Below are 19,999 nucleotides of genomic sequence, written 5' to 3' on the forward strand. Positions count from 1 at the left end.
CTCCGCCCGGCGCCCCCCGCCCCGCCCCGGCGCGGCGCGGCGCGCCGGGCGCGGCCCCGGCCCCCCCCCACGGCCGGCTTCCACGGATCCCGCACCGGGTCGGGCGGTCCGTCGGGAGAGTCGTCGGAAAAGGCAGCGGGGGAGGTCACGCGCCGGAATCTATCCCGGCCGGCGCGCGGACCGGCCCCTAGGTCCTGTCTGGAGTTGTGGGGGGGGGGGGGGGGGGGCGCGGCGCCCCCCCCCCCCGCCCCGCCCCGCCCGCGGCGGCGCCCGCGCTCCGCGCGCACGACGGGGAACTCCGGACAGGACCTAGCCGTCGCGTACGGGCCTTCAGCGCACCGTCTCGAGCACCTCCGCGGCGCCGAGCACCTCGGCGATCTCGTTCAGCGCGTCCCCGGCGCCGAAGCCCAGCAGGTCCTTCTCGGGGACGCCGAGGTCGGCGAGGAGCGCGGGGTCGCCGAGCGGGCCGGGCGGCACGATCTCCGCGTCGCCGACCTCGTCCTCGTCACCGTCGGCCGAGGCCTCCGGTTCGCCGTCCTCGGTGCCGTCCAGGTCGAGCGCGTCCAGCTCGTCCTCGACCGCGTCCGGGTCCTTGCCGAGCAGTTCGTCGGTGAGCAGGATCTCGCCGTAACTGCTGCGGGCGGCGGCAGCGGCGTCCGAGATGTAGATGCGGGGGTCCTCCTCACCGTCCACACGGACGACGCCGAACCAGGCGTCCTCCTGTTCGATGAAGACGAGAACCGTGTCGTCCTCGGCGCCGGCCTCGGCCGCCGCCTCACGGGCCAGGTCGGACAGGTCCGACAGGGTCTCCACGTCGTCGAGCTCTGTATCGCTCGCTTCCCACCCGTCTTCGGTGCGCGCGAGCAGTGCGGCGAAGTACACCGTGACTCTCCCACTGGTCTCAGGTGTGCCGGTCGGGGGTCCCCCCGGCGTCGGAAGGCGGGAGTCGGGACCGGCCCCGCCACTCGGAATCGTGGCAGAAAGAACGGCTCCAAGAGAGGTCTTCCGCACGCTGTGTTGGCGGGGCGCCCTCGCCGGGCGTGTCGCGTGTGAGCCGCGTCACCTGCCCTTCGCCGGTGTGTCACCAGCGAAACGTGCGCATCCTCATCTGCTGGCGCATGCGCGCGGCCCGTGCGCGGCGCGGCTGGACCCGGGCGCGCAGCTCGCGCGCCTCCGTCAGTTCCCGCAGGAACACGGCGCGGCGGCGCCTGCGCTCGGCGTCCGTCTCCGGCTCGGCGTCCGCGCCCCCGGACTCCGGGTCGGACTCCGTCCCTTGCTTGCGGTCCGGCATCGGCGACACCACCACCCCAGTCGACGCGTCCCTTCCACTTTCCCTCCACCGGCCCCTTCGATGCCAGTGCGCGGCAGGGGGCAAGTGAGGCGGGTGCGCGGGGGAGCCGGGGCCGCGGGGCGCGGTTACTGTTGAGGACATGCGGATCCATGTCGTCGACCACCCACTCGTGGCGCACAAACTCACCACGCTGCGCGACCAGCGCACCGACTCCCCGACCTTCCGGCGCCTGGCCGACGAGCTGGTGACCCTGCTCGCCTACGAGGCGACCCGGGACGTGCGCACCGAGCAGGTCGACATCGACACCCCGGTGTCGCGGACGACGGGTGTGAAGCTCTCCCACCCGCGCCCCCTGGTCGTGCCGATCCTGCGCGCGGGCCTCGGCATGCTCGACGGCATGGTGCGCCTGCTCCCCACCGCCGAGGTCGGCTTCCTCGGCATGGTGCGCGACGAGGAGACCCTCCAGGCCTCCACCTACGCGACCCGGATGCCGGACGACCTCTCGGGCCGCCAGGTGTACGTGCTTGACCCGATGCTCGCCACGGGCGGCACGCTCGTCGCGGCGATCCAGGAGCTCATCAAGCGCGGCGCCGACGACGTCACGGCCGTCGTGCTGCTCGCCGCGCCCGAGGGCGTCGAGATCATGGAGCGCGAGCTGGCGGGCACGCCGGTGACCGTGGTGACGGCCTCGGTCGACGAGCGTCTCAACGAGAACGGCTACATCGTCCCGGGCCTGGGCGACGCGGGCGACCGCATGTACGGCGCCGCGGAGTAGTTCCTACGGGCCTGTGTCCGTCAGCGGCCCGGCCGCGGGGCGCGAGCGACCACACGAAAGCCGCCGCCGCGACTGCTCGATACAGGGCAGACGCGACGGCGGCTTTCTGTCGTGCGGAAACTAGCAGCGCGACTTGGCGGGCGCCGGCTTCGGATGCGTCAGCGCGGCCAGCGACTTGTCGGCGGCGGGCCGGGGCGACAGTTCCTTGAACCCGTCGCCGATGATGAGGTCGACCTCGGCCGGCTTCTCGCGGGCGTCGGCCTTGAGCTCGGCCCCGGCCAGCTGCGTGCCCAGGACGGGGAGCGCCGCGTCGGTCGCCGAGGTCGCCCCGAGCAGCAGCCCGGGTCCCTTGACCTTCTTGTCGTACTCCTTCGTCGCGTTCCCCACCTCGCCGATCTTGAAGCCGCGCTTCTTCAGCTCGTCGGCGGTCTTCTTGGCGAGGCCGCCGCGGGGGGTCGCGTTCAGCACGTTGACCGTGATGCCGCCCGGGGCCGGGAGCTTCTTGGCCGCCTGCGCGGGGGTGGCGGAGGCGCTGGGGGTCGCCTTGCAGTGTGCGGAGCCGGCGCCGGCCGCGGTCGCCTTGTCGCCGCCCGTGAACACGTCGACGAGCTGGAAGGAGCCCCAGCCGATCAGGCCGACGGCGGCGACGGACGCGACGACGGCGAGCACGATCCGGGTGCGTGAGCGGCCGCGTCGCATGCGGGGGTACTTGTCCCCCGTGATGCGGTACTTGCCGCCCATGCCGGGGGGAGTGAGCATGCTCATGGGCGCAGCGTAGTGCCGCTCGCCGGTGATTCCTATTAAATGATCAGGCGAGATGTCCCGTACGACCCGAAAGGGTCAATCCGGGCCGCCGCGGAGGGCGGGCCCGCCGGCCGTCAGCCCAGTTCGAGGACGCGGGCGTGCAGGACCTGGCGCTGCTGGAGCGCGGCGCGGACCGCGCGGTGCAGTCCGTCCTCCAGGTACAGGTCGCCCTGCCACTTCACGACGTGCGCGAAGAGGTCGCCGTAGAACGTCGAGTCCTCGGCGAGCAGGGTCTCCAGGTCGAGCTGGCCCTTGGTCGTCACCAGCTGATCGAGGCGGACCGGGCGCGGCGCGACGTCCGCCCACTGCCGGGTGCTTTCCCGGCCGTGGTCGGGGTACGGCCGGCCGTTTCCGATGCGCTTGAAGATCACACGGAAAGCCTACCGGGCGAGCCTCACCGGGCGCAGCCATGGAGACCGAGTGCGACTCTGGGAAATACCGTGCAGAAACGGGATGTACTGGGATCGTGCCAGCCGGTGACAGGGGCCTGAAATGAGTGACAGCGAGCCGAAGGCGGGCGACCAGGGCGGCGGATCGGGCCCGTCCGGGTCAGACGGCGGCGCCGGGTTGACGCCGGGCGGCGAGCTGCCCGCCGAGGCGCAAGAGATCGCCGCCGGATACGCCTTCACGGGACCCGCGCTCGACCTCGGCGCGCTGGTCTGGGACGGCACGAGCCGGCCCGGCGCGCAGATCCGCATCCCCCTCACGATGCTGAACCGGCACGGGCTCGTCGCCGGCGCCACCGGCACCGGCAAGACGAAGACCCTCCAGCTCGTCGCGGAGCAGCTCTCCGCGCAGGGCGTGCCGGTGTTTCTCGCCGATGTGAAGGGCGACCTCTCCGGGGTCTCGGCGCCCGGCCAGGACGGCGACAGGGTGCGCGAGCGGGCCGGGCAGGTGGGCCAGGAGTGGACCGGGACCGGCTTCCCCTGCGAGTTCTACGCGCTCGGCGGCATCGGCACCGGCATCCCGCTGCGCGCCACCGTCACCAGTTTCGGCCCGGTCCTGCTCAGCAAGGTGCTGCGGCTCAACCAGACGCAGGAGCAGTCCCTCGGCCTGATCTTCCACTACGCCGACCAGAAGGGCCTGGAGCTCTACGACCTCAAGGACCTGCGGGCCGTCGTCACCTTCCTCACCTCGCCCGAGGGCAAGTCCGAGCTGAAGGGGATCGGCGGGCTGTCGGCCGCGACCGCCGGGGTGATCCTGCGGTCCCTGACGACGTTCGAGGCGCAGGGCATGGGCGACTTCTTCGGGGAGCCCGAGTACGACACGAGCGAACTGCTGCGCACGGCGTCCGACGGGCGGGGGATGGTCTCCGTACTGGAGCTGCCGGCCGTGCAGGACAAGCCGCAGCTGTTCTCCACGTTCCTGATGTGGCTGCTCGCGGATCTGTTCCAGGCGCTGCCGGAGGTCGGGGACGTCGAGAAGCCGAAGCTCGTCTTCTTCTTCGACGAGGCGCACCTGCTGTTCAAGGACGCGTCGAAGTCGTTCCTGGAGTCGATCACGCAGACCGTGCGGCTGATCCGGTCCAAGGGCGTCGGTGTCTTCTTCGTGACGCAGACGCCGAAGGACGTGCCGGGCGACGTCCTCGCGCAGCTCGGCAACCGGGTGCAGCACGCGCTGCGGGCCTACACGCCCGACGACCAGAAGGCGCTCAGGGCGACCGTGAAGACGTTCCCCAACGCGGCGTACGACCTGGAGGAGCTGCTGACCTCCCTGGGGACCGGCGAGGCCGTGGTCACCGTGCTCAGCGAGAACGGGGCGCCGACGCCGGTGGCGGCGACGCGGCTGCGGGCGCCGCAGTCGTTGATGGGGCCTGTCGCGGCGGAGGCGCTGGACGCGGCGGTGCGGGGGTCTTCTCTGTACGGGCGGTACGCGGACGCCGTCGACCGGGAGTCGGCCTACGAGAAGCTGAGCGCGGCCGAGTCGGCGCCCGCACCTGCCCCTGCCCCTGCCCCGGCTCCGGCGTCCTCGCGGCGGGCCGCGCCGAAGGAGGACGAGTCGCTGGTGGAGCAGGTGGTGGGCAGCGGGGTCTTCAAGTCGCTGGCGCGGTCGATGGGGACGCAGCTGGGGCGCGAGATCTCCCGGTCGCTCTTCGGCACGCGGCGGCGCTGAGGCGCGGCCTCGCGCCGTGGGAGCTTCGGCATCGATGCCGGGTGCCGGCCCGTGGGGCTTCTCGCGCAGTTCCCCGCGCCCCTGAAGGCACACTTCGTGCGCCCCAGGAGGCGTCGCCGAAGGGTCTCTTCGCGCGCCTGACGGCGGTGGGTCGGCGTGATTCAAGCCCCTCCGGCGATTGAGGAGCGGGGGCCGGGGCGGAGCCCCGGGGGGTGCCGCCGTCGGGGGGTGCGGTCTTGTCGCCGGGTGACCCGTCAGCCCTACTTCGCGGCCTTGGCCGCCTTCGCCGCCTTCGCCGCCGCCTTCATCTCCTGCTTGTGCGCCCGCACCTTGGTCAGGGAGTCGGGGCCCGTGATGTCGGCGACGGAGCGGAAGGACTTGGGGGCGCCGTAGTCGCCGGCGGCCTCGCGCCAGCCCTTGGGGCGGACGCCGAGCTGCTTGCCGAGGAGGGCGAGGAAGATCTGGGCCTTCTGCTTGCCGAAGCCGGGCAGGTCGTTCAGCCGGGTCAGGAGCTCCATGCCGGTGCCGACGCCCTCCCAGACGGCGGCCGCGTCCCCGTCGTAGTGCTCGACGAGGTACTGGCACAGCTGCTGGATCCGCTTCGCCATGGAGCCCGGATAGCGGTGCACGGCCGGCTTCTCGGAGAGGAGCGCGGCGAAGGCCTCGGGGTCGTACGCGGCGATCTCGTGCGCGTCGAGGTCGTCGGCGCCGAGCCGGTCGGCGATCGTGCGGGGCCCGGCGAACGCCCACTCCATGGGCACCTGCTGGTCGAGCAGCATGCCCACGAGCGCGGCGAGCGGACTGCGCCCGAGCAGCTCGTCGGCGGCCGGGTCCTGGGCGAGGTGGAGGGTGACGTCCATGCGGCTCATACGTCGATGATCGCGGGTGGGTGCGGGGGCTGCCAGCCGACCCGGAGGGGTTATTAGGTTAGGCTGCCCTAATTAATCCGAAGGGGAGTGGGGCAGGGTGCGGTTCGAGGTCTTCCGGGACGCGTGGGGAGTCCCCCATCTGCGGGCGGGCGACGCGCTGTCCCTCGCGTACGGCCAGGGGTATGTCACCGCCGTCGACCGGGCCTGGCAGATCGAGGTCGAGCGGCACCGGGTGCTCGGCACGTCCGCCGCCTTCCTCGGCGCGGAGGCGGCCGGTTGGGACCGGTTCGCGCGGCGGGCGCGGCTCGCCGACACCGCCCGGCGCTGCCACGCGGCCCTGGACGAGGACACCCGCACCTGGCTGGACGCGTACACGGAGGGGATCGGCGCCGGACTCCAGGCGGCCACGGCGCCCGAGTTCGCGCGGGCCGGGATCGAGCCCGGCGCGTGGGAGCCGTGGACGGCACTCGGGATCTGGCTGTCGACGCACGTGCTGTTCGCGGGGTTCCCGGCCAAGCTGTGGCGGGACGAGGTCGTGCGGCGGCTCGGTCGGGAGGCCGTGGAGCTGTTCGCCACCGACGGGCCCGGCACCTGCGGCAGCAACGGCTGGCTGGTGGACGGGACGCGCAGCGCGAGCGGCGCCCCCCTGATCGCCGGCGACCCGCACCGCTTCATCGAGGACCCCGGCGTCTACCAGCAGATCCGGCTCGCCTGCCCCGAGTTCGACGTGGCCGGGCTCGCCGTGCCCGGCGTCCCCGGCATCGGACACTTCGGGCACGCGGGCGGGGTCGCCTGGGCCATCACCAACGCCATGGCCGACTACCAGGACCTGTACCGGGAGCGGCTGCGGCGCACCCCGGACGGCGGCGTCGAGGCGTTCGGACCCGACGGCTGGGAGCGCGCGCACGCCCACGAGGAGGCGGGCGTCGAGGTCGTCGAGACCGGGCGCGGAGTCGTCGTCATCGGCGGGCCGGGAGAGAGCGGGGCCGAGGGCGAGGGCATCAGCCTGCGCCAGCCCGCCCGCGTCCACGAGGACCTGGGCTTCGCCGCCCTCCCCGCCCTGCTGCGCGCCCGGACCGTCGCCGACGTCGACCGGGCCTTCGACCGCTGGGCCGAGCCGGTCAACGTCGTGCTCGCCGCCGACACCGCGGGCGGCCTGCTGCACCGGGTCGCGGGCACCGTCCCCGACCGCGACCCCGAGAACAGGCTGCGGGTCGTGCCCGCGTGGGAGGAGCGGTACGCCTGGCGCGGGCGGACGGAGCCGCTGCCCCGGGCCGCGGTCGACACCGGCGTCGCCGTCATGGCCAACGAGCGCTCCCTCGCCGCCCCGCTCGGCGTCGAGTTCGCCCCGCCGCACCGCGCCCGCCGCATCACCGAACTGCTCGCGGGCCGCCCGGTCTGGGACGCCGACGGCATGCGCTCCGTGCACACCGACACCCTGCTGCCCTCCGCGGGCCCGCTCCTCACCCTCGTAGAAGCGCTCGACGGAGAAGCCATCGGCGTAGGAGCACTCGACGGAGAAGCACTCGACGGAGAAGCACTCGACCGAGAAGCACTCGGTGGGGAAGCGCTTGGTGGAGAAACCCTCGACGGACTGTCCCCGGAGGCGGCCGCGCTGCGGGGCGAACTCCTCGGCTGGGACCGGCGGATGGACGCGGACAGCGCGCTCGCCGCCGCGTACGCCCGGGTCCGGGCCGCCGTCGTCCGGCGCGTCGCCGCGCACGGGACCCTGGCCCCGCTCACCGGCCTGATGCCCGCCTACCCGGACGTGTTCCGGCCGTGGCTGGCGCTCGTGCCGCGCGTCGCGTACGGCCTGGAGAACCTGCTGAGCCTCGACACGATCCCGTACGAGGACCGGCTCGCGGCCGTGCGGGAAGCGGTGGAGGAGGTCGCGGCCGAGCCCTCCGGCGTGACGTGGGGCGAGCTGCACCGGCTCGCGCCCTGGCAGGCACTGCCCGACCCGGACGCCGCGTGGCCCGGCCTGGACGGCGACCACGACTGCGTGCTGTCGACGTCGGGGGTGCCCGGACTCACCGAGTTCAGCGCGCGAGGGCCCGCCGCCCGCTACGTGTGGGACCTCGCCGACCGTGCGAACAGCCGCTGGATCGTCCCCCTCGGCGCCTCCGGCGTCCCCGGCGACGCCCACCACCGCGACCAGCTCCCCCTGTGGCTGCGCGGCGAACTCGCCCCGCTCGTCACCGACTTCGCCCTACTCACCGAGGAGCAGCACCCGTGACCGACGTGCACACACAGGAAGTGGACGGCTTCGGCACCTTCCGGATCACGCCCCTGGACCCGGACGGCGCCGAGATCGACGTCCTGCACGGCTGGGTGAGCGAGGAACGGGCCGGCTTCTGGGGCATGACCGGCATCGGCCGCGAGGACGTGCGCGGCATCTACACCCACATGGCCACGCTCGACACCCACCACGCCTTCCTCGTCCGCCTCGACGGCGCCCCGGTCGCCCTCTTCCAGACGTACGAGCCGGAGGCCGACCGGGTCAGCGAGTGCTACACCGTGCGGGACGGCGACATCGGCGCCCATCTGCTGGTCGCGCCGAGCGGCCCCGGGGGCGCCGTGCCCGGGTTCACCCGGACCCTGGTCGACGTCCTCATGGCGTACATGCTCGACGGGCTCGGACGGCGCCGGGTCGTCGTCGAGCCGGACGCGCGCAACGACAAGGCCGTGGCCCTCTTCGAGCGCGCCGGGTTCGAGGCGGCCGGGGAGATCGTGCTCCCGGAGGTCGACCTTCCCGAGGTGTACCTCCCGGAGAAGCGCGCCCGACTGGCCTTCTACAGCCGGTAGTTCACGTTTCCGGAGCCTCAGCTGCGGGCGACCAGGAACGCGGACGCCGTGACGCCCACGGTGACGATGACGCCGCGCAGCGCGGCCGGCGGCAGCTTGCGGCCGAGCCGCGCCCCGAGCAGGCCGCCCGCCGTCGAACCGGCCGCGATCAGCGCGGCGATCGTCCAGTCGACGTCGGCGACCGCGATGAAGACGACCGCCGCGACCCCGTTGACCAGCGACGCGAGGACGTTCTTCGCCGCGTTCAGACGCTGCAGGTCGTCATGGAGCACCGCGCCGAACATGCCCATGAGGAGCACGCCCTGGGCGGCGCCGAAGTAGCCGCCGTAGACGCCGGTGCCGAGGACGCCGAGCCAGAGCGGGAGGCCGCCGTCGGTGCGGGCGGTCTCGCCGCGGCGCCGCGCGACCCAGCGGTTCAGGCGCGGCTGGAGCAGCACCAGGGCGCAGGCCGTGAGGATCAGCACCGGCACGATCGCGCGGAACGCGGCGGCGGGCAGGGTGAGCAGGAGCAGCGCGCCGCCGAGCCCGCCGAGCAGCGAGGCGGCGCCGAAGCGGAGCAACCGGGCGCGCTGGCCGCGCAGTTCGCGCCGGTAGCCGTAGGCGCCGCTCAGGACGCCCGGGACCAGGCCCACGTTGTTGGAGACGTTCGCGAGGACCGGCGGGACGCCGAAGGCGAGCAGGGTCGGAAAGGTGATCAGGGTGCCGGATCCGACGACCGCGTTCATGCCGCCGGCGGCGACCCCGGCGGCCGTGATCGCCACGGCTTCCCAGACGTCCATGTGACTCCCTCTGTACGGCCGGACGGCCCTTTGTACGGCCGGACGGCCCTCTGTCGGCCGGGCGGCCCTTTTGTACTGATCGGCCTCTGTGCGGCTGAACGGCCTTCTGTACGGCGATCGGCACTTCTGTGCGGCTGAACGGGTCGGCACCCGCCGGGAGTTCGCGACCTCCGCGGCGGGTTGCCGCCCTGGGCCGTCCCGCCGCCGATCGTCCGCCCCCGCCATGACCCAAGTCAATCCTCGGGTTTCCTTGCACATGCCCAAGCAATACCTTGGATCTTGGGTAGGTTGTGGGCCCATGACCCTCGACGACCTCCGCGTCTTCGTCGCCGTGTGCCGCGCCGGCAGCCTCAGCGCCGTCGCCCGCGACCTCTCCTGCACCCAGTCCGCCGTGAGCCAGCACGTCAAACGACTGGAGAAGGAGGTCGGCATCGGCCTCCTGGAACGGCACCCGCGCGGCGTCGTCCCCACCCCCGCCGGACGCGTCCTCCAGGACGCCGCGGCCGACGGCATAGGCGCCCTCGACCAGGCCCTGCGCCGCCTCGGCGACCTCGCCCGCGGCGAGAGCGGCTCGGTGCGGGTCACCACCGGCGCCACGTCCGTGCGGCACTTCATGGCGGAGGCGATCGTCGACTTCCGGCGTGCCCATCCGCAGGTCAGCCTGGAGTTCCAGACGGTCAGCTCCAGCCGCAGCTGCTTCGAGGCGCTCGCCGCGCACGACCTGGACCTCGCGTGGATCACCATGGGCACCCCCGCCCGCGGCATAGAACTGCACCCCGTCGTCGAACTCCCCTGGGTGCTCGCCGTCCGCGCCGACGACCCGCTCGCCGCCGCGCCCGCCGCGAGCCCCGCCGACCTGACCGCCTCGGCCCAGCTGATCCTGCCGCCCGAGCACTCCACGTCCCGCGGCCACCTCGACGACCGGTTCGCCGAGCTCGGCATCCCGCGCTCGACCGCGACCGGCACCGGCATCGCCGACTGGGACACCGCCGTCCACCTCGCCGAGCTCGGCCTCGGCCACGCCGTCGTCCCCGACCTGCCCGGACTGCGGGGCCCCGGTCACCCCGGCCTCACCCTGGTCCCGGTGCCCTGCCTGCCGCCGCTCCAGGTCGGCTGGGCCGTGCGCCGCTGGTCGGCTCTCTCCCCGCTGGCCCGCGCCTTCGCCGACACCGTCGCCCGCACCTGCCCGGCGCCGGGCCCGATCGGCTGACACACATCGCGCCGGGCGCCGCCGCGCGGGACCCTGGCCCCATGACCACCATCCACGACCTCACCGCCCTGGCCGAGGACCATCTGACCGCCGCCCGGGCCGCCGCGCACGGCCGCAGCGCCGAACTCCTGATCCGCGAGGACCCCCTGCGCCTCAGCGTCATCGCCCTCACCGAGGGCAACGCGCTGGAGGAGCACAACGCCCCCGTCGCCGCCACCCTCCAGGTCATCCGCGGCCGCGTCCGCCTCACCGCCGTCTCCGGCGACATCACCCTCACCGAGGGCGAACTCCACGCGATCCCCCAGGAACGCCACGGCCTCACGGCCCTCACGGACGCGGCGGTCCTGTTGACGGCGGTGACGGCCTGACCTGATCGTGTTCCCGTCCAGGCGGGTGCAACCGGAGTGACCGGATAGAGGTACGCACGATGACGACGTCGTACGAGGAAGTGTTCCGCGCGAGCACCGAGGATCCCGAAGGGTTCTGGCTCGCGGCCGCGGGTGCGATCGACTGGGACGTCGCGCCCACGCGGGCGCTCGACGACTCGCGCGCGCCGTTCTACCACTGGTATCCGGACGGCCGGCTGAACGTCTGCCACAACGCCCTCGACCGGCACGTCGACGCGGGCCGCGGTGACCAGCCGGCCCTTGTCCACGACTCGCCCGTCACGGGTACGACGCGCACGTACACGTACGCCGGACTGCGCGACGAGGTGGCCCGGTTCGCGGGGGTGCTCGCGGGTCTCGGGGTCGGGCGCGGGGACCGGGTCGTGATCTACATGCCGATGGTGCCGGAGGCCGCGATCGCGATGCTCGCGTGCGCGCGCATCGGCGCCGTGCACTCCGTCGTCTTCGGCGGCTTCGCGGCGAACGAGCTGGCGGTGCGGATCGACGACGCCGCCCCCAAGGTCGTCGTCTCCGCCTCCTGCGGCATCGAGGGCTCCCGTGTGGTGCGGTACAAACCGCTGCTGGACCGGGCCGTCGAGCTCGCCGCGCACAAGCCGGAGAAGTGCGTCGTCCTCCAGCGGCCCCAGTACGAGGGGGAGTCGGGGCCGCGCGACGTGGACTGGGCCGCCGCCGTGCGGGACGCCGAGCCCGTCCCCTGCGTGCCCGTCGCCGCCACCGATCCGCTGTACGTCCTCTACACCTCGGGCACGACCGGCAGGCCCAAGGGTGTCGTCCGCGACAGCGGCGGGTACGCGGTCGCGCTGCGCTGGTCCATGGAGGCCGTGTACGACGTCGGCCCCGGCGAGGTGATGTTCACGGCCTCCGACGTGGGCTGGGTCGTCGGCCACTCGTACATCGTCTACGGGCCGCTCCTCGCGGGCGCCACCACGGTCCTCTACGAGGGGAAGCCGGTCGGCACGCCGGACGCGGGCCAGTTCTGGAGGGTGGCCGCGGAGCACGGAGTGAAGACCCTGTTCACGGCCCCGACGGCGTTCCGCGCGATCAAGAAGGCCGATCCCGAGGGGGAGTTCACCAAGGGCTACGACCGCTCCGGCCTCAAGTACCTCTTCCTCGCCGGCGAGCGACTCGACCCCGAGACCTACCACTGGGCGAGCGATCTGCTCGGCATCCCCGTGCTCGACCACTGGTGGCAGACCGAGACCGGCTGGCCGATCGTCGCCAACCCGGCCGGCATCGAGCTCGCCCCGGTCAGGCCCGGCTCCCCGACCTGGCCGCTGCCCGGCTGGGACGTCCAGGTCCTCGACCCGTCCGGCAAGCCGGTCCCGGCGGGCGAGGACGGCGCCATCGTCGTGAAGCTCCCGATGCCGCCCGGCGCCCTGCCCACGCTCTGGAACGACGACGACCGCTTCGTCGCCTCGTACCTCTCCGCGTACGACGGCTACTACCTGACCGGCGACGGCGGCCACGTCGACGAGGACGGCTACGTCTTCGTCATGGGCCGCACCGACGACGTCATCAACGTCGCGGGACACCGCCTGTCCACGGGCGGCATGGAGGAGGTCCTCGCCTCCCACCCGGACGTCGCCGAGTGCGCCGTCATCGGCGTCGCGGACTCCCTGAAGGGCCAGATCCCGCGCGGCTTCGTGGTCCTCAAGGCGGGCGCCGAGCGCGCCGAGTCCGAGGTCGAGGCCGAACTCGTCCAGCTCGTACGGGACCGGATCGGCGCCGTCGCCTCGCTCAAGGACGTCGCGGTCGTCGCCGCCCTGCCCAAGACCCGCTCCGGGAAGATCCTGCGCCGCACGATGCGCGGCATCGCGGACGGTCGCGACGAGCCGGTCCCGTCGACCGTCGACGACGTGACCGTCCTGGACGCCCTGCGCCCCGTCCTCACCCGCCGGAAGGACGCGAAGGACGGGACGGACTCGCAGGACGGGACGCAGGACGGGTCGCAGGACGGGACGCACTCGCAGGACGAGAAGGAAGCGAAGGGCGCGCAGGGCTGACGGCTTCGGCCGCCGCCAGATACGCCGCCACCAGGGCCCGCTCGTCACCCCGGCGGGCGGCCACGGCGAGCCGGGACGGGGACACGCCCCGGACCGGCACGGCGATCACCTCGTCGCGCACGATCAGCGGCGCGTTGCCCACGGCCAGCAGCGCGACCCCCTGCCCGTTGGCCACGCCCTCGTACGTCTCCTCGGCGCTGCCCACGACACCGCCGATCCGCGCCGGGCGCCCGCCCCGGGCGTCCATCGCCAGCCAGTAGTCGCGCAGCGGCCCGGCCTCCGGCGGCAGCGCGAGGAACGGCTCGTCGAGCAGCTCGGCGAAGTCCACGGCCCCCTCGCCCTCGGCCCGCGCGGCGAGCGGATGACTCTGCGGCAGCGCCACGAGCCGGGGCTCCTCGGCGACCACCACGCACCGGTAGCGGTCCCCGTCCGGCAGCGGCAGCCACACGAACGCCACGTCGCTCGACCCGTCCGCCAGCCCGGCGCTCGGATCCGCCCAGTTGACCTGCCGCAGCACCGGCCGCGCCTGCGGCACCCGGTCCAGGAGCCGCGCCCGCAGCGCCGGCAGCAGTCCCCGCCCCGGACTCGTCGACATCCCGATGACCAGCGTGTCCGCCGCCGCGGCCCGCGCCCGCCCGACCGCCTCCTCGGCGTCCCGCCACACCTCCAGCATCCGCTGCGCGTACGGCAGCAGCGCCTCCCCCGCCGAGGTCAGCCGCACCGTCCGCCGGTCCCGCGTGAACAGCTCGGCCCCGACCTGCTTCTCCAGCATCCGGATCTGCTTGCTGAGCGCGGGCTGCGAGACGAACAGCCGCTCGGCCGCCCGCGTGAAGCTCAACTCCTCGGCCACGTAAGCGAAGTAGCGAAGATCCCGCCCATGGACATCCATAACCAACGGCTATCACAACGGGTCTTGGACGCGCCCCGCTTTGGGGCCGAAGGATGGTCACCAGACGGACCACACGAGGGAGAACGAGCGATGACGTACACGAGCGCGACGAGCGGCACGAAGGCGTCGACCGGGCGGGTCTGGCTGGTGACCGGCGCGACGAGCGGATTCGGGCGGGCCGTCGCGGAGGCGGCGATCGCGTCCGGCGACACGGTCATCGGCACGGCCCGGCGCCCCGAGGCCCTGGCCGACCTGGTCGCCGCGTACCCCGACCGGGTGGAGGCCCTCGCCCTGGACATCACGGACGGCGCCCGCGTCGACGCCGTGGCCGCCGACGTCCTGGCCCGCTACGGCCGCGTCGACGTCCTGGTCAACAACGCCGGCCGCACCCAGGTCGGCGCCTTCGAGGAGACCACCGACCGGGAACTCCGCGACCTCTTCGACCTGCACGTCTTCGGCCCGGCCCGGCTGACCCGCGCCCTGCTGCCGCAGATGCGCGAGCGCGGCAGCGGCGCGATCGTGAACATGAGCAGCGTCGGCGGCCAGCTCTCCTTCGCCGGTTTCGCCGCGTACAGCGCGACGAAGGCCGCCCTCGAACAGCTCTCGGAGGCCCTGTCCGCGGAGGTGACCCCGTACGGGATCAAGGTCCTGATCGTGGAACCCGGCGCCTTCCGCACCAACCTCTTCGGCAAGGACGCCGCCTACTTCTCCGAGGAGCACCCCGCCTACGCCGAGACCGCCGGCGCGACCCGCGCCATGGTCCGCGACGGCGGAGGCACCCAGCCCGGCGACCCGCACAAGGCCGCCGCGGCCATCCTCCAGGCCCTCGCCGCCCCCGAAACGCCCCTGCGCCTCCCCCTCGGCCCCGACGCGGTTGACGCGATCACCGCCCACCTGGACGGAATCCGCACGGAGATCACGGCGTGGGAGAAGGTGTCGCGGGGGACGGGGTTCGACGGGGAGTGAACCGTCCTGGCCCGAGGCGTCAGCCGGCGGCCGAATCCAGGTACTCCTGGAATTCGGCGAACTCCTCCAGCGCCTCGCGCAGATGCCGGTCGCTGACGTGCAGGGCCTGGATGTCCTCGGTCGGGTCCCGCAGCGGGAGGATCTCGTCGTACTCCTCCTCCCGCTCCTCGATCTCCTCGCGCACGTCGTCGTCCAGGGTCTCGACGGCGTACGTGAGCAGCGGCGTCGTCCGGGCGTAGAGCCCCTCGCCCGGCGTGGGGCTGCACGACCACACGGCGTCCGGGTGGGCGCGGCGGACGGTCTCGCCCAGATACCAGACGGCGACCGTCAGGAACGGATCCTCGTGGGCGGCCTCGGCCTCCTCGGCGCTCGCGTAACGGCTCATCAGGACCTCTTCGAGCCGGTCGAGGGAGGCGGGGCTGAAGTCCCAGGTCCCCGCGGTGGCCTGCCGCCAGGCGGAGAAGGCCTCTTCCTGGGCGGCGAGCCACTGGGCGAGCCGGGGGTTGTCACGCCACTGCGACGAGGTCACGTTCATGGTCACGACCCTACGATCCGGCTCCGGTTCCCGGTGATGAGCCTGTAAATCAGCTGAGCCGAAGCTGTGCCGGTCCCTTGCGCTCGCGTGAACACGTCAACTGACCGCATACGGTGAGGAGTTGGTGACGCCAACGACCACGGGGGCCCCTGGTGTCACCGGAGAACCCATCCGTTCTGGGCTCCCCAGGGACATCACGTGAGTCATTGGACACGACCACCACGACTGCGCGGTTGGGCGAGAGCCGCTGTCGCTCTCGCCTGCGCCGGAGTGGTCACCCTCTCCGCGCTTCCGGGGCTTCAGGGCAGCGCCGAGGCGGCGCCCAAGCCGAAGCCGGTACCGGGGAAGAAGAAGCAGGAGCTGTGCGAGGACAAGTTCGACCTGAAGGGCGTTCCGCCGAGGAACAGGCCGCTGGACGGACAGGACACCGTTCGTGATCTGAACGAGTGGGACGACTACTTCTACGACAACCAGCGTCAGGCCATGGACGGCGTCATCCTTCCTGGTGACAGCGACGACGACCCTGACCGGAAGGCGATCCTCAAGGCGACCGGATCGAACCCGAAGAAGTACAAGGAGGGCGACCCGCGCAAGGTGTGGGCGTCCTACAACCGGTACTTGAAGAAGAACAACGGCGTCAACAAGTTCGGGTCGTTCGACACCTGGCTGAACGAGGCGTACATCGAGCTGGCCGCCCGCAGGACCAAGGGCGAGGCCTTCCACAAGAAGGTCGTGAAGGACCTCGGGCTGACCGGGCCCGACTGGTACTGCGAGGAGGACGTCGAGTACACCGACGCCGAGGGCAAGAAGCGGTTCCGCCGCTACGACGCGGTCAACCACAAGACCGGTGAGCACGTCGAGGTGAAGTCCGGCCCCAACCACAAGGAGGGGCAGACCCCGAAGGACCGTGCGGTCCTGAGGGAGAACCCCAAGGCCCGCCTGATCGGGGTCTTCGGCGAGGGCAAGTCCACGGGCGCCACCAACACGTACAAGGGGCTCGAGCAGGAGTTCGGCAAGGACGCCCAGGGTCGCAACCGGGTCGTCACCCGAGAGCACATATCCGACGGCAAACCGCGCTACAAGCCGGGCCCGCACAGCCGGTACAACACGTACATGACCCCCGCGGAAGGCCAGAACCAGGGCTCCCGGGGCGCCGGGAACCAGGCCGTCAACAACTCCGCGCCGTCCCTGAAGGAGGCGAAGGCGCAGGCGGAACGGGCGCGGGCACTCAACGGCGGCGATCAGCGGCCCCGCGGCCCTGGCGGCATCGACTTCTCCACCCTGGACCTGCGCTACGTCGGAAAGCCGGTGAAGGGCCAGGGCCTGGACTACTCGTTCTCCGCGAAGAAGACGGACGAGGACAGCAACCCCGGCTGGGGCGGCAAGGCCAAGGCGCAGATGATCTCGGACGCGTTCTTCACCTGGCTGGCGCTCGATCCGTCGAAGTTCTGGGTGAACCTCAACCCGGACCAGCCGGACAGGATCATGGACGCCAGGTTCGGCAGGACCGACGCGGGGCGGGTCCTGCTGGAGGCCGACCTGGAGATGAAGCGGGACTACGCCGACGCCCTCAACCCCAACAAGCGGGACGAGGCGGACCGGTTCTGGAGGTCCATGCCGAAGAACAAGGACGGCGTCCCGTGCTTCTTCCAGGTCCGCAACTGGATCGAGCCGGGCACCGCGCAGGTCCGTGAACAGGACGGCGGCATCTACATCCTCGACACACCGCTGAAGGTGAAGTCGGAGTACATGAAGATGACGAGCGTCCCGCCGGGCTCCTTCAACTGCGACTTCAACGAGGCCCAGAAGCGGTGGGCCGAACGCCAGGTCAACCGGCTGATCATTCCCGAGGTCGAGAAGCGCGTGAACAACGACCCGGAGTACGCCGACCTGCGCCGCGTCTACACCGCGCGGGTGGCGGCCGAGTGGATCCGCCTGCAGGACGCGAAGTCCCGCACGGACTACCACTCGATCATCGACTCCGGCGACGTGTCGCGGTGGCCCCTGCGCGGGGCGAACAAGGACTGGACACGGGAGACGACCTACCGCGCCTACGTGAAGTCGTACCGCGAGGGCGAGGAGAAGTGGCAGCACGACGCCGGCGGCGGTCCTTACACGTACAGCGTGGGCGGCGTCGACTTCTCGAAGCAGCCCAAGCGGAACGTCACCGGCCTGCGCTTCCGGACGGAGCACCGCTACAAGCCCCGCCAGACGCGGAACTCCCTCCAGACGGTGGCCCGCGACCCGCAGGACAAGGATCTGCTCCTGCTGGGCGGCAACACCGCGGCGAAGTCCACCGGCGGCGGCGACGGAGGCGGCACGGACCCGACGCCCACCCCCACGACCGCGCCGACCGACCACTCGCCGGCCCCGGCACCCTCGGACCCGTCGGCGTCCACCCCGCCGGCCGCCGACCCGACACGGGCACCCCAGGACCCTGACGGTGACCTGGCCGACACCGGCTCGGACACCCCGATCGCCCTGATCGCGACCCTCGCCGCGGTCCTCGCGGCCGCCGGCGCCGCGCTGACGTGGTGGTACCGCAGGAAGGGCACCCAGTCCTGACCTGACCGGACCGGATCCGACCTGATCCGCTGCGAACGACGGAGGGCCCCACCACGATCGGTGGGGCCCTCCGGTTTTTCGTCCGCATCTTCTGCGCGTGCCCGCACGAACGACAAAGGTCCCGGCCGGCGAACCGGTCGGGACCTTCATCTGCCCTGCTGGGCCGATGCGGAGGATACGAGATTCGAACTCGTGAGGGGTTGCCCCCAACACGCTTTCCAAGCGTGCGCCCTAGGCCTCTAGGCGAATCCTCCGCTGGAGACATTACATGACCGGAGGGAGTGCTCGCGAACTCGTTCCCACCGGCTCCGAGCATGTACTCTGTCCGCAAGCTCCCCACGCGGCGCTATCTGACTGAACTCCCCCAGGGCCGGAAGGCAGCAAGGGTAGGTCGGCTCTGGCGGGTGCGTGGGGGGCGTTTTGCGTTTCCGGGGCGGGGGAGCCCGCACCGAGGTCGCCGGGGCCCGGGTTGTCAGTGGTCGCCTATAACCTCGTAGACGTGTCGTCTCTCGCGCTGTACCGCCGCTATCGCCCGGAGTCGTTCGCCGAGGTCATCGGTCAGGAGCATGTCACTGATCCGTTGCAGCAGGCGCTGCGGAACAACCGGGTCAATCACGCGTACCTGTTCAGTGGTCCGCGCGGCTGTGGCAAGACGACCAGCGCCCGCATCCTGGCCCGCTGTCTGAACTGCGAGCAGGGGCCCACGCCCACGCCCTGCGGCGAGTGCCAGAGCTGCCGGGACCTGGCGAGGAACGGGCCGGGTTCGATCGACGTCATCGAGATCGACGCCGCGTCGCACGGTGGTGTGGACGACGCCCGTGACCTGCGCGAGAAGGCCTTCTTCGGCCCGGCGAGCAGCCGGTACAAGATCTACATCATCGACGAGGCCCACATGGTCACCTCGGCGGGGTTCAACGCCCTGCTGAAGGTCGTCGAGGAGCCGCCGGAGCACCTCAAGTTCATCTTCGCGACCACCGAGCCCGAGAAGGTCATCGGGACGATCCGCTCGCGTACGCACCACTACCCCTTCCGGCTCGTGCCGCCCGGGACCCTGCGGGACTACCTGGGCGAGGTCTGCGGCAAGGAGGCCATCCCCGTCGAGGACGGGGTGCTGCCGCTCGTCGTACGGGCCGGCGCGGGCTCCGTGCGTGACTCGATGTCCGTCATGGACCAGCTCCTCGCCGGCGCCGCCGAGGACGGTGTGACGTACGCCATGGCGACGGGCCTGCTCGGTTATACGGACGGGGCGCTGCTCGACTCCGTGGTCGAGGCGTTCGCCACCGGGGACGGGGCCGCCGCCTTCGAGGTCGTGGACCGCGTCATCGAGGGGGGCAACGATCCGCGCCGGTTCGTGACGGACCTGCTGGAGCGGCTGCGCGACCTCGTCATCCTGGCCGCCGTTCCGGACGCCGCCGAGAAGGGGCTGATCGACGCGCCCGCCGATGTCATCGAGCGGATGCAGGCCCAGGCGAGCACCTTCGGGGCCGCCGAGCTCAGCCGCGCCGCCGACCTCGTCAACGAGGGCCTGACCGAGATGCGCGGGGCGAACTCGCCGCGGCTCCAGCTCGAGCTGATCTGCGCGCGCGTCCTGCTGCCCGCGGCCTACGGGGACGAGCGCTCCGTGATGGCACGGCTCGACCGCATCGAGCGCGCCGGCGGCGCCTTCACCCCGGCCGGGCAGGGTCCCGCTCCGGCGATGGCGTACGTGCCCGGGCCCGAGGCGCACGCCGCTCCCGTCCCGCCCGGCGGCGGTCCGGCCGCGGCCCGCGCGGCGGTACGGGGAGGCGCCCCGGCGCCCGCGACCCCGCCGCCCGCCGCCCCGGCACCAGCTCCTGCGGCCACCCCGGTTCCGACCCCCGCTCCCGCCCCGGCACCGGCACCGGAAGCCCAGCCTCCGGCCCCCGCTCCGGCGCCCCAGCCCGAGCCTCAGGCCCAGCCCCAGGCGGCCCCGGCCGCGTCGGCCCCCGGCGCCTGGCCCACCGCCGCACC

Annotated in this window: 18 protein-coding genes, 1 tRNA gene and 1 other RNA gene; 11 read left to right on the top strand and 9 right to left on the bottom strand. The window is 72.6% G+C overall.

Annotated features, from left to right (window positions below; genetic code table 11):
• Positions 1 to 330 precede the first annotated feature (330 nt).
• Entirely contained in the window at positions 331 to 882 is a 552-nt protein-coding gene (locus ACFW9D_RS30720; protein WP_188337851.1) for a hypothetical protein, read from the bottom strand.
• A 199-nt stretch (positions 883 to 1,081) separates the two neighbouring features.
• Complete coding sequence (locus tag ACFW9D_RS30725; protein WP_188337850.1) at positions 1,082 to 1,291, bottom strand: hypothetical protein; 210 nt, start codon at positions 1,289 to 1,291, stop codon at positions 1,082 to 1,084.
• Between the two features lie 139 nt (positions 1,292 to 1,430).
• Here ACFW9D_RS30725 and upp point away from each other — a divergent pair, with 139 nt between their 5' ends.
• The gene (gene upp / locus ACFW9D_RS30730) at positions 1,431 to 2,066 is read left to right on the top strand and encodes a uracil phosphoribosyltransferase (protein WP_188337849.1); all 636 of its coding nucleotides are present in this window, start codon (positions 1,431 to 1,433) and stop codon (positions 2,064 to 2,066) included.
• A 120-nt stretch (positions 2,067 to 2,186) separates the two neighbouring features.
• On the opposite strand, the gene ACFW9D_RS30735 is transcribed toward upp, so the two are convergent.
• Positions 2,187 to 2,831: a LytR C-terminal domain-containing protein gene (locus tag ACFW9D_RS30735; RefSeq protein WP_188337848.1), complete on the bottom strand. Its 645-nt coding sequence runs from the start codon at positions 2,829 to 2,831 to the stop codon at positions 2,187 to 2,189.
• A gap of 113 nt (positions 2,832 to 2,944) precedes the next feature.
• Positions 2,945 to 3,241, bottom strand: a complete 297-nt coding sequence (locus tag ACFW9D_RS30740; protein ID WP_003955420.1) for a type II toxin-antitoxin system VapB family antitoxin — start codon at positions 3,239 to 3,241, stop codon at positions 2,945 to 2,947.
• 121 nt (positions 3,242 to 3,362) lie between these two features.
• On the opposite strand from ACFW9D_RS30740, the gene ACFW9D_RS30745 reads away from it, so the two are divergent.
• Entirely contained in the window at positions 3,363 to 4,982 is a 1,620-nt protein-coding gene (locus ACFW9D_RS30745) for a helicase HerA-like domain-containing protein (RefSeq protein WP_384627267.1), read from the top strand.
• Positions 4,983 to 5,242: 260 nt separating this feature from the next.
• Here ACFW9D_RS30745 and ACFW9D_RS30750 read toward each other — a convergent pair whose 3' ends face one another.
• Complete coding sequence (locus tag ACFW9D_RS30750; protein WP_384627299.1) at positions 5,243 to 5,842, bottom strand: HhH-GPD-type base excision DNA repair protein; 600 nt, start codon at positions 5,840 to 5,842, stop codon at positions 5,243 to 5,245.
• 106 nt (positions 5,843 to 5,948) lie between these two features.
• Here ACFW9D_RS30750 and ACFW9D_RS30755 point away from each other — a divergent pair, with 106 nt between their 5' ends.
• Positions 5,949 to 8,087 carry a penicillin acylase family protein gene (locus tag ACFW9D_RS30755; protein ID WP_384627270.1) on the top strand — a complete coding sequence of 713 codons (2,139 nt, stop codon included), beginning with the start codon at positions 5,949 to 5,951 and terminating at the stop codon, positions 8,085 to 8,087.
• On the top strand, positions 8,084 to 8,656 hold the full coding sequence (locus ACFW9D_RS30760; protein WP_384627273.1) for a GNAT family N-acetyltransferase: 573 nt from the start codon (positions 8,084 to 8,086) through the stop codon (positions 8,654 to 8,656). Before ACFW9D_RS30755 ends, ACFW9D_RS30760 begins: the two co-directional genes overlap by 4 nt.
• A gap of 17 nt (positions 8,657 to 8,673) precedes the next feature.
• Here the strand turns inward: ACFW9D_RS30760 and ACFW9D_RS30765 are convergent, their stop codons facing one another.
• The gene (locus ACFW9D_RS30765) at positions 8,674 to 9,435 is read right to left on the bottom strand and encodes a sulfite exporter TauE/SafE family protein (protein WP_384627276.1); all 762 of its coding nucleotides are present in this window, start codon (positions 9,433 to 9,435) and stop codon (positions 8,674 to 8,676) included.
• Between the two features lie 298 nt (positions 9,436 to 9,733).
• Here ACFW9D_RS30765 and ACFW9D_RS30770 point away from each other — a divergent pair, with 298 nt between their 5' ends.
• From ACFW9D_RS30770 to ACFW9D_RS30780, 3 genes are read left to right on the top strand one after another with little or no spacing between them, the layout of a single operon-like run.
• Entirely contained in the window at positions 9,734 to 10,645 is a 912-nt protein-coding gene (locus tag ACFW9D_RS30770) for a LysR family transcriptional regulator (RefSeq protein ID WP_384627279.1), read from the top strand.
• A 50-nt stretch (positions 10,646 to 10,695) separates the two neighbouring features.
• Complete coding sequence (locus ACFW9D_RS30775) at positions 10,696 to 11,013, top strand: cupin (protein ID WP_384627302.1); 318 nt, start codon at positions 10,696 to 10,698, stop codon at positions 11,011 to 11,013.
• Between the two features lie 59 nt (positions 11,014 to 11,072).
• Positions 11,073 to 13,055, top strand: a complete 1,983-nt coding sequence (locus ACFW9D_RS30780; protein WP_384627282.1) for a propionyl-CoA synthetase — start codon at positions 11,073 to 11,075, stop codon at positions 13,053 to 13,055.
• Here the strand turns inward: ACFW9D_RS30780 and ACFW9D_RS30785 are convergent.
• Positions 12,940 to 13,944, bottom strand: coding sequence for a LysR substrate-binding domain-containing protein (locus ACFW9D_RS30785; RefSeq protein ID WP_384627285.1), 1,005 nt, complete (start codon positions 13,942 to 13,944; stop codon positions 12,940 to 12,942). The genes ACFW9D_RS30780 and ACFW9D_RS30785 overlap by 116 nt on opposite strands.
• 90 nt (positions 13,945 to 14,034) lie before the next feature.
• On the opposite strand from ACFW9D_RS30785, the gene ACFW9D_RS30790 reads away from it, so the two are divergent.
• The gene (locus ACFW9D_RS30790; RefSeq protein ID WP_384627288.1) at positions 14,035 to 14,910 is read left to right on the top strand and encodes an oxidoreductase; all 876 of its coding nucleotides are present in this window, start codon (positions 14,035 to 14,037) and stop codon (positions 14,908 to 14,910) included.
• A gap of 19 nt (positions 14,911 to 14,929) precedes the next feature.
• Here the strand turns inward: ACFW9D_RS30790 and ACFW9D_RS30795 are convergent, their stop codons facing one another.
• On the bottom strand, positions 14,930 to 15,445 hold the full coding sequence (locus ACFW9D_RS30795; protein ID WP_384627290.1) for a hypothetical protein: 516 nt from the start codon (positions 15,443 to 15,445) through the stop codon (positions 14,930 to 14,932).
• Between the two features lie 270 nt (positions 15,446 to 15,715).
• On the opposite strand from ACFW9D_RS30795, the gene ACFW9D_RS30800 reads away from it, so the two are divergent.
• Positions 15,716 to 18,010 carry a hypothetical protein gene (locus ACFW9D_RS30800; protein ID WP_384627293.1) on the top strand — a complete coding sequence of 765 codons (2,295 nt, stop codon included), beginning with the start codon at positions 15,716 to 15,718 and terminating at the stop codon, positions 18,008 to 18,010.
• 169 nt (positions 18,011 to 18,179) lie between these two features.
• Here the strand turns inward: ACFW9D_RS30800 and ACFW9D_RS30805 are convergent.
• Positions 18,180 to 18,264 (bottom strand) — tRNA-Ser (locus tag ACFW9D_RS30805).
• 74 nt (positions 18,265 to 18,338) lie between these two features.
• Between ACFW9D_RS30805 and ffs the strand changes: the two genes are divergently transcribed.
• Positions 18,339 to 18,433: signal recognition particle sRNA small type (gene ffs, locus ACFW9D_RS30810), an RNA gene on the top strand.
• Between the two features lie 76 nt (positions 18,434 to 18,509).
• Positions 18,510 to 19,999, top strand: a 1,490-nt coding sequence (locus ACFW9D_RS30815) for a DNA polymerase III subunit gamma and tau (protein WP_384627296.1), incomplete at its 3' end; no start/stop codon positions are given.

It is taken from the genome of Streptomyces sp. NPDC059524 (assembly GCF_042749255.1).
GTDB lineage: Bacteria > Actinomycetota > Actinomycetes > Streptomycetales > Streptomycetaceae > Streptomyces > Streptomyces xanthii.